The following is a 7,739-nucleotide window of genomic DNA, read 5'->3' as shown; positions in this document are numbered from 1 at the left end:
GGATCGGCGCCGATCCGCTGCAGCCGGCCGGCTGACCGGCCGCGCCGTCTACGCGAGGAAACCCGCCAGCGCCTTTGGATCGACGTTGCCGCCGCTGAGCACGATGCCGACGCGCTTGCCGCGACAGTCGAGCACATTTTCCAGGATCGCCGCCGCCGCGAGGCACCCCGTCGGTTCGACCACGATCTTCATGCGTTCTGCGAAGAAGCGCAGCGTGGACACCAGCTGCGCGTCGCTCGCGGTGACGATCCGCTCGACCTTTTGGCGGATGATCGGAAAGTTGCGGTGGCCGAGCGCAGGCGTCAGGGCGCCGTCGGCGATCGATTTCGGCACTGCGATGGTGACGATTTCGCCCTTTTCGAACGACTGCTGCCCATCATTTCCGGCCTCCGGCTCGACGCCGATGACGGAGGTGGCCGGCGACAGGGCGCTGGCGACGAGCGCCGATCCGGCAAGCAGTCCGCCGCCGCCGAGCGGCGTGACGACGATGTCCAGTTCCGGAACCTCTTCCAGCAGCTCGAGCACGGCGGTGCCCTGTCCAGCGATGACCTCGCGATGATCGAAGGGCGGGATCAGCGTGCCGCCCGTTTCGTCGGCCAGGCGCCGGCTGATCGTCTCGCGGTCTTCCGTGTAGCGATCGTAGAGCACCACCTCGGCGCCGTAGCCCTTTGTTGCAGCCGCCTTCATCGCGGGGGCGTCCGACGGCATGACGATGGTGGCGGCAACGCCCTGGAGGGCGGCCGCGTAGGCGATCGCCTGCGCATGGTTGCCGGACGAGAAGGCGATCACGCCGCGCTTGCGCGTCTCGTCGTCGAGTGCGGCGATCGCGTTGAAGGCGCCGCGGAACTTGAACGCGCCGGCGCGCTGCAGGTTCTCGGCCTTGAAGAAGAGGGTGGCGTCGGTCGCCTCGTCGGCCGTGCGCGAGGTCAGCACCGGTGTCCGATGGGCAGCGCCCGCAATTCGCCGCCGCGCTGCCAGAACGTCTTCGAAAGAGGGAATGGTCAGGGGATCTGCGATATTCATATGCGCTCCATGTCAGGCTTCATTCCGCGGCCGCCGGGGTCATCCGCCGCATGCGCGTGACGAGCGCACGCAGCACCGCGGGCTTCAGGGGTTTGTTGACCACGGGTACGTCGAGCAGGTCTGACGCCTCGCGCACGTCGTGCGAGCGGTCCGCGGTGACGAGGATCGCCGGGACAGGCGACCCCAGGCGTTCGCGCAGCATGCGGATGACGTCCAGCCCCGTCTCGCCGTCGAGATGATAGTCGGCGAGGATGATGTCGGGCGTTTCGATGGAGCCTGCGGCAGCGATCGATCCCGAACCGGAATGTGTCAGCACACGGCAGCCCCAGCTCTCGAACAGCAGCCGCATCCCCTCCAGGATGCGCGCGTCGTTGTCTATGCACAGCACGGTCATGCCGTGCAGAGCGGCGGCTGGCAGCATCGGCGTCGTCGTTTCCGTGGCGACGAGCGGTTCCAGGGCCTCGGTGGCCGGCAGGATCACCGAGAAGCGGGTGCCCTTGCCGTCGCCGGAATAGACCTGGAGCTCCAGCCGCAACACACGCGCGATGCGGTCGACGATCGACAGGCCGAGGCCAAGGCCCTGCGCTTCCCTGGCGCCTTCCTCGAGCCTGGTGAACTCGCCGAAGATGGTGGGCAGCTTGTCGATCGGGATGCCTATGCCGGTGTCGAAGACCTGGATTTCGGCAAGTTCGCCGCGCCGCCGTACGCCGACCAGGATGCGGCCGGTGCGCGTGTATTTCACCGCGTTGGAAACCAGGTTCTGGACCAGACGACGGAACAGGTTGCGATCGGTGCAGACGGTGAGCGACGAGGGGACGATGGTCAGCGTCAGGTTCTTTTCTGCGGCGAGCGGCTGGAAGTCGGTGCCGATCTGGCGCAGCAGTTCGTCGAGCCGGAAGGTCGTCTCGACGGGCTTCATCGCGCCGGTGTCGAGCCGCGAGATGTCGAGCACCGCCCCGAGGATGACCTCGACGGAATCGAGCGAGGATTCGATGTTCGACGCGGCCTCGCCGGCGGGGCCGGCTGCGGCCTTCTCGACAAGCATGGAGCAATAGAGCCGCGCGGCGTTGAGCGGCTGCAGGATGTCGTGGCCGGCGGCCGCCAGGAAGCGCGTCTTGCCGAGATTGGCTTCCTCGGCCAGCATCTGCGCCTGCGCCAGTTCTTCGTTGACGCGGGTGAGTTCGGCGGTGCGTCGCGCGACGCGCTGCTCGAGCGATTCATTGGCGCGCTTCAGCGCGAGGTCGGCCTCGACGCGCTGCGTGATGTCCGCATAGGTGGCGACGATGCCGCCGTCTGGCATCGGGTTGGAGCGCAGTTCGATGATGCGTCCGCTCGATTTCAGCTCCATCTGCCAGGGTGTGCCGAAGGTCGCCATCCGGCCGAGGATCGCGACCTGGGCGTCTGGCTCGATGTCGCCGCGCCGGGCGAGGTGGCGCAACACCTCGTAGAGCGAGACGCCGACCTGGCCCATCTCGTCGGGAAGGTCGAACAGCAGGCGGAACTGCCTGTTCCAGCAGGTCAGGCGGAAGTCCTGGTCGAAGACGGTGATGCCCTGCTCCATCTGGTCGAGCGCGATCTGCAGCAGGTCGCGATTGTGCTGCAGCGCCTCGGTGGCGTCGTCGAGCAGCCGGAACGTGTCCTTCGAGGCGCTGTCGCCGCGCTTGAAGAGCAGCGACAGGATCAGCCGTGCCGACGACGAGCCGACGGCGCTGGCCAGCAGTTGCTCGGAGAAGCGGATGACGTCCATGCCCGCCTGCTCGTTGCCGTTCAGCCGGCCGTTCCGGTCCTCGAAGGTCTTGAAGGAGCGTTCCGTGCGCTCGACGCCCAGGTAGCGCGAGATCGTGTCCTTCAGGTCGTTGACGGTGATCGCCGTGCGGAAGCGCTTGAGGCTCGGCATCGGGCCGCCGTCGCGCGGCACGAAGATCGCCGCCTGGATGCGTTCGAGCGGCACCGAAGCGCGCGACAGCGAGCCGAGCACGAAGAAGATGAGGTTGACCGACAGGCTCCACATCACGCCGTGGTTGAGCGGCTCCGCCTCGGTGCCGAACAGCGCCTGCGGTCGCAGCGCGTCGATGCCGAGCGGGCCATGCACGAGCATCGCGGTGTCGGGGGAAGCGAGCGACGGGATCAGCAGCGTATAGGCCCATACGGCGATGCCGGCGGTCATGCCGAGCGCCGCGCCGCGTGCGTTGGCGCCACGCCAGACCAGCCCGCCGACGAAGGCCGGCGCGAACTGGGCGATCGCGGCGAAGGACATCAGCCCGATTGAGGCGAGGCGGGCGTTGTTGGTGCTTTCCCGGTAGTAGAGGAAGGCGACGAACAGGATGATGAAGATCGAGCCGCGGCGGATGTTGAGGATCAGGCTCGACCAGTCACCGTTTTCGGCGCGCTCGCCCTTGGAAAGCCGCCGCACGAACAGCGGGATGACGAGGTCGTTGGACACCATTATGGACAGCGCGACGCTGGCGACGATGACCATCGCGGTCGCCGCCGAAAGGCCGCCGATGAAGGCCGTCATGGCGAGCAGGTCCTGCCCGTTGAGCAGCGGCAGCGACAGGACGTAGAGGTCGCTGCTGGTGGCCTCGCCGACCAGAACGAGGCCGGCGAGTGCGACAGGCAGGACGAACAGGTTTATGGCGATCAGGTAGAGCGGAAAGACCCAGGTGGCGGTGCGCAGTTCCGCCTCTGCGCGATTCTCGACGATCATTACGTAGAACTGGCGCGGCAGCATCACGATGGCGAAGCCGCTCAGCGTCGTCATCACCAGCCAGGTGCCGAGCGAGGTGCGATGGCCGAGCGATGCCTGCGCCTGCGCATTGGCGCCGATCGCGTCGAACAGGCCTTCGGGGCCGTCGAAGAGGAAGAAGAAGACGAAGACGCCGATCGCCAGGAACGCGGCGAGCTTGACCACGGACTCGACGGCGACCGCCAGCACCAGCCCGTCCTGGTGCTCCGTCGCGTCGGCGTGCCGGGTACCGAACAGCACCGCGAACACCGCGAGCAGCATCGCGATGATCAGCGAGATGTCGCTGACGAAGGGATCGAAGGAGAGCGGCGCGCCGTTGTAGTGCTCCACCATCAGGCTGACGGAGCCGGAGATGGCCTTGAGCTGGAGCGCGATGTAGGGGACCGCCCCGACCACGGCGATCAGGGTGGCGATGGAGGCGACTGCGAAGCTCTTGCCGTAGCGCGCGCCGAGGAAGTCGGCGATCGAGGTGATCTTTTCGGCCTTGGCGAGCGCGATGATCCGCCTGAGGAGCGGGAAGCCGAAGACGAACACGACCACCGGGCCGATGTAGATGGCGAGGAACTCCAGGCCGCGCTCGGTGGCCAGCCCGACCGAGCCGAAGAACGTCCACGACGTGCAGTAGATGGCGAGCGAAAGCGCGTAGATGTAGGGTCGCGTCCGCAAAGGCCCGCGCCGCACCGACCAGCGGTCGCCGAGGCTCGCGATGGCGAACAGCAGCGTCACATAGGCGACCGCTATGATGACGACGACCCAACCCTGCAAGCCCGAAAACCTCCCGTTTCACGGCCTCTGGGCCGACGCGAAACGCAATCATAGCTTGGCCCCTGTGTCCATGGGCGCATTTTGGCTTGGGTGAAGGTGCTTCGGCTCTGGCGCTGGGGCGGCATTTTCCGTTATTGGGGCCGCCGATATTTGCTAGACTGCCAAAAGCAGGGGCGAATCCGCCGGCGCGGCAATCAAGGAGGGTTTTGATGCTCAAGGAATTCCAGGAGTTCATCTCCAAGGGCAACGTCATGGATCTCGCGGTCGGCGTGATCATCGGCGGCGCCTTCGGCCTGATCGTGTCGTCGCTGGTCGCCGACATCATCATGCCGATCGTCGGGGCTATCTTCGGAGGGTTCGACTTCTCCAACTACTTCCTTCCGCTGTCGGCCAACGTGACGGCCTCGTCGCTCGAGGAAGCCAAGAAGCAGGGCGCCGTGTTCGCCTATGGCAACTTCCTGACGGTGGTGATCAACTTCCTGATCCTCGCCTGGATCATCTTCCTGATGGTCAAGGGGGTGAACACCATGCGCAAGCGGCTCGAGAAGCAGAAGGAAGCCGCGCCGCCCGCGCCGCCGCCGGCTGACGTACAGCTGCTTACCGAGATCCGCGACCTGCTCGCCAAGAAGGCCTGAGGCCTCTGGATCAAGAACCCGGCCGTCCTGGCGGCCGGGTTGGCCATTCCCGGCGGTGCGAAAAACCGGTAGAGGCGGGTTTCGTCCAACCGTCTGGCAATCCTATGACCTTGACCGATCAGATCCGGGCCGCAGCCCGGCAGGCTCCCGTGAGCGGCATCGAAGCCGTCGCCAACTACGGCCGCGACCGGCCGGGCCTGATCCCGCTGTGGGCCGGCGAGAGCGACCAGCCGACCCCCGACTTCATCGGCCAGGCCGCCAAGCGCGGCCTCGACGCCGGCGAGACCTTCTACACCTGGCAGGGCGGCATTCCCGAACTGCGCGACGCGCTCGCGCGCTACCACAAGCGCCATTTCGGGATGGAGTTCGACCCGCGCGAGTTCATCGTCACGATCGGTGGCATGCAGGCGATCGTTCTGGCGCTCGAAGCGACCGCAGGCGGCGGCGACGAGGCGATCTACCTGGAGCCGGCCTGGCCGAACTTCGCCGGTGCGGCCGGCGTCGCCGGCGCTGTCCCGGTTCCGGTTCCGCTGGTCGAAGGCGACAATGGCTGGTACTGCGACGTCGCCCGCGTCGAGGCGGCGGTGACCGCGCGGACGAAGGTGATCTTCGTCAACACGCCGGCCAACCCGACAGGATGGACGGCCGACATCGAGACGCTGAGGGCGCTGCTCGACCTGGCGCGTCGGAAGGGTCTCTGGATCATCGCCGACGAGATCTACGCGCTGTTCCACTTCGGCGGACGCCGTGCGCCGTCCTTCATGGACATCATGGAGCCGGAAGACCGGATCCTGTTCGTCAACACCTTCTCCAAGAACTGGGCGATGACGGGCTGGCGCATCGGCTGGCTCAGGGCGCATCCCTCGCTCGGACGCACCTTCGAGAACCTGATCCAGTATTCGAGTTCGGGCGTGGCGCAGTTCCTGCAGCGCGGTGCGATAGCGGCGCTCGACGAAGGCGACGCCTTCCTTGCCGCCCAGGTGGCGCAGGCCCAGGCCGCGCGGGACCTGATCTGCCGCAAGCTCCAGGAAACCGGCCGGGTGCGCTTCAGCGTGCCGCCCGGGGCGTTCTACCTGTTCTTTGCGGTCGACGGCATGACGGACTCGACGAAGGCGGCGTTCGACATCGTCGACAAGGCGCTGGTCGGCCTCGCCCCCGGCATCGCCTTCGGCCGGGCCGGGGAGGGGTATCTGAGGCTCTGCTTCCACCGTCGCCTCGACCAGGTCGAGGAGGCGGCGAACCGGCTGGCCGATTGGATCCGGAAGACCTGAGCGCCGACCGCCGGGCTCAGCCGCCCGACTTGGGCACGAGCAGCGGGATGATGCGCTCCGAACTGGCGACAGCCGGGCGCCCGGCCGCGCCGTAGGGAATGCCGAGCGCGTCCCAGGTCTCGACCAGCGCGTCGCGCAGGCGATCGATCAGCAGGTCGTCGTGGAAGGGCGTCGGCGTGATGCGCAGCCGCTCGGTGCCGCGCGGCACCGTCGGATAGTTGATCGGCTGGATGTAGATGCCGTGCAGGCCGTGCAGGCGGTCGGTCGCCATCTTGCACAGTTCGGGGTCGCCCACGAGCACCGGCACGATATGGGTGTTGGACGGCATGACCGGCAGGCCGGCGGCGGTCAGCACCTCCTTGGTGCGCGCCACCTGGCGCTGCTGCGCGTCGCGCTCCGCCTGCGATCCCTTGAGATGGCGGATCGAGGTCGTCGCGGCCGCGGCGATCGCCGGCGGCAGAGCCGTCGTGAAGATGAAGCCCGGCGCATAGGAACGCACCGCGTCGACCACGGTCGCGCTGCCGGTGATGTAGCCGCCGAGCGTTCCGAACGCCTTGGCCAGCGTGCCCTCGATCACGTCGATGCGGTGGGCCAGGCCCTCTCGTTCGGTGATGCCGCCGCCCCGGTTGCCGTACATGCCGACGGCATGCACCTCGTCGATGTAGGTCATCGCATTGTACTTGTCGGCGAGGTCGGCGATCTCCTTGATCGGCGAGATGTCGCCGTCCATCGAGTAGACGCTCTCGAACACGATCAGCTTGGCCCGTTCGCGCCCGGCGGCGGCAAGCAGGCTTTCCAGATGCGCGACGTCGTTGTGGCGGAAGATCTTCTTCTCGGCGCCGGAGCGGCGCACGCCCTCGATCATCGACGCGTGGTTCAGTTCGTCCGAAAGGACCAGGCAGTTGGGAAGCAGCCGGGCGATGGTCGAGATCGACGCCTCGTTCGAGACGAAGCCCGACGTGAATACCAGCGCGGCCTCCTTGGCGTGCAGGTCGGCGAGTTCCAGTTCGAGCTCGACCAGCGGATGGTTGGTGCCGGAAATGTTGCGCGTACCGCCGGCGCCCGAGCCCATGCGGCCGGCCGCGTTCTGCAGCGCCGACACCACGTCGGGGTGCTGGCCCATGCCCAGGTAGTCGTTCGAGCACCAGACGGTGATTTCCTCGACCTTGCCCTCGGACCGCCAGATGGCGCGCGGGAACGCGCCGGCAATGCGCTCGATGTCTGCGAAAACGCGATATCGCCGCTCCGCATGGACCTGGTCGATCGCTTCCTCGAAAAACCGCTGATAGTTCATAATGC

5 protein-coding genes are annotated in these 7,739 nt (G+C 67.0%); 2 read left to right on the top strand and 3 right to left on the bottom strand.

The window, feature by feature from the left end; genetic code table 11:
• Nucleotides 1–48 precede the first annotated feature (48 nt).
• The gene (locus ABUE31_RS21825; protein WP_367725877.1) at nt 49–1,023 is read right to left on the bottom strand and encodes a threo-3-hydroxy-L-aspartate ammonia-lyase; all 975 of its coding nucleotides are present in this window, start codon (nt 1,021–1,023) and stop codon (nt 49–51) included.
• A gap of 19 nt (nt 1,024–1,042) precedes the next feature.
• Nucleotides 1,043–4,534: a PAS domain-containing hybrid sensor histidine kinase/response regulator gene (locus tag ABUE31_RS21820; protein ID WP_367725876.1), complete on the bottom strand. Its 3,492-nt coding sequence runs from the start codon at nt 4,532–4,534 to the stop codon at nt 1,043–1,045.
• A 209-nt stretch (nt 4,535–4,743) separates the two neighbouring features.
• On the opposite strand from ABUE31_RS21820, the gene mscL reads away from it, so the two are divergent.
• Nucleotides 4,744–5,169, top strand: coding sequence for a large conductance mechanosensitive channel protein MscL (gene mscL / locus ABUE31_RS21815; protein ID WP_367725875.1), 426 nt, complete (start codon nt 4,744–4,746; stop codon nt 5,167–5,169).
• Between the two features lie 104 nt (nt 5,170–5,273).
• Complete coding sequence (locus ABUE31_RS21810) at nt 5,274–6,440, top strand: pyridoxal phosphate-dependent aminotransferase (RefSeq protein ID WP_367725874.1); 1,167 nt, start codon at nt 5,274–5,276, stop codon at nt 6,438–6,440.
• Between the two features lie 16 nt (nt 6,441–6,456).
• Here the strand turns inward: ABUE31_RS21810 and hemA are convergent, their stop codons facing one another.
• Nucleotides 6,457–7,734 carry a 5-aminolevulinate synthase gene (gene hemA, locus ABUE31_RS21805; RefSeq protein ID WP_367725873.1) on the bottom strand — a complete coding sequence of 426 codons (1,278 nt, stop codon included), beginning with the start codon at nt 7,732–7,734 and terminating at the stop codon, nt 6,457–6,459.
• Between the last annotated feature and the right edge of the window lie 5 nt (nt 7,735–7,739).

The organism is Mesorhizobium marinum, from assembly GCF_040813675.1.
Lineage (GTDB): Bacteria > Pseudomonadota > Alphaproteobacteria > Rhizobiales > Rhizobiaceae > Mesorhizobium_K > Mesorhizobium_K marinum.
This window is presented reverse-complemented; position numbering and strand designations above follow the sequence as displayed.

Excerpts from the sequence above, each read along its gene's own strand:
- ABUE31_RS21825 (WP_367725877.1), bottom strand. The coding sequence starts at position 1,023 with ATGAATATCGCAGATCCCCTGACCATTCCCTCTTTCGAAGACGTTCTG.
- mscL (WP_367725875.1), top strand. The coding sequence starts at position 4,744 with ATGCTCAAGGAATTCCAGGAGTTCATCTCCAAGGGCAACGTCATGGAT.
- hemA (WP_367725873.1), bottom strand. The coding sequence starts at position 7,734 with ATGAACTATCAGCGGTTTTTCGAGGAAGCGATCGACCAGGTCCATGCG.
- ABUE31_RS21810 (WP_367725874.1), top strand. The coding sequence starts at position 5,274 with ATGACCTTGACCGATCAGATCCGGGCCGCAGCCCGGCAGGCTCCCGTG.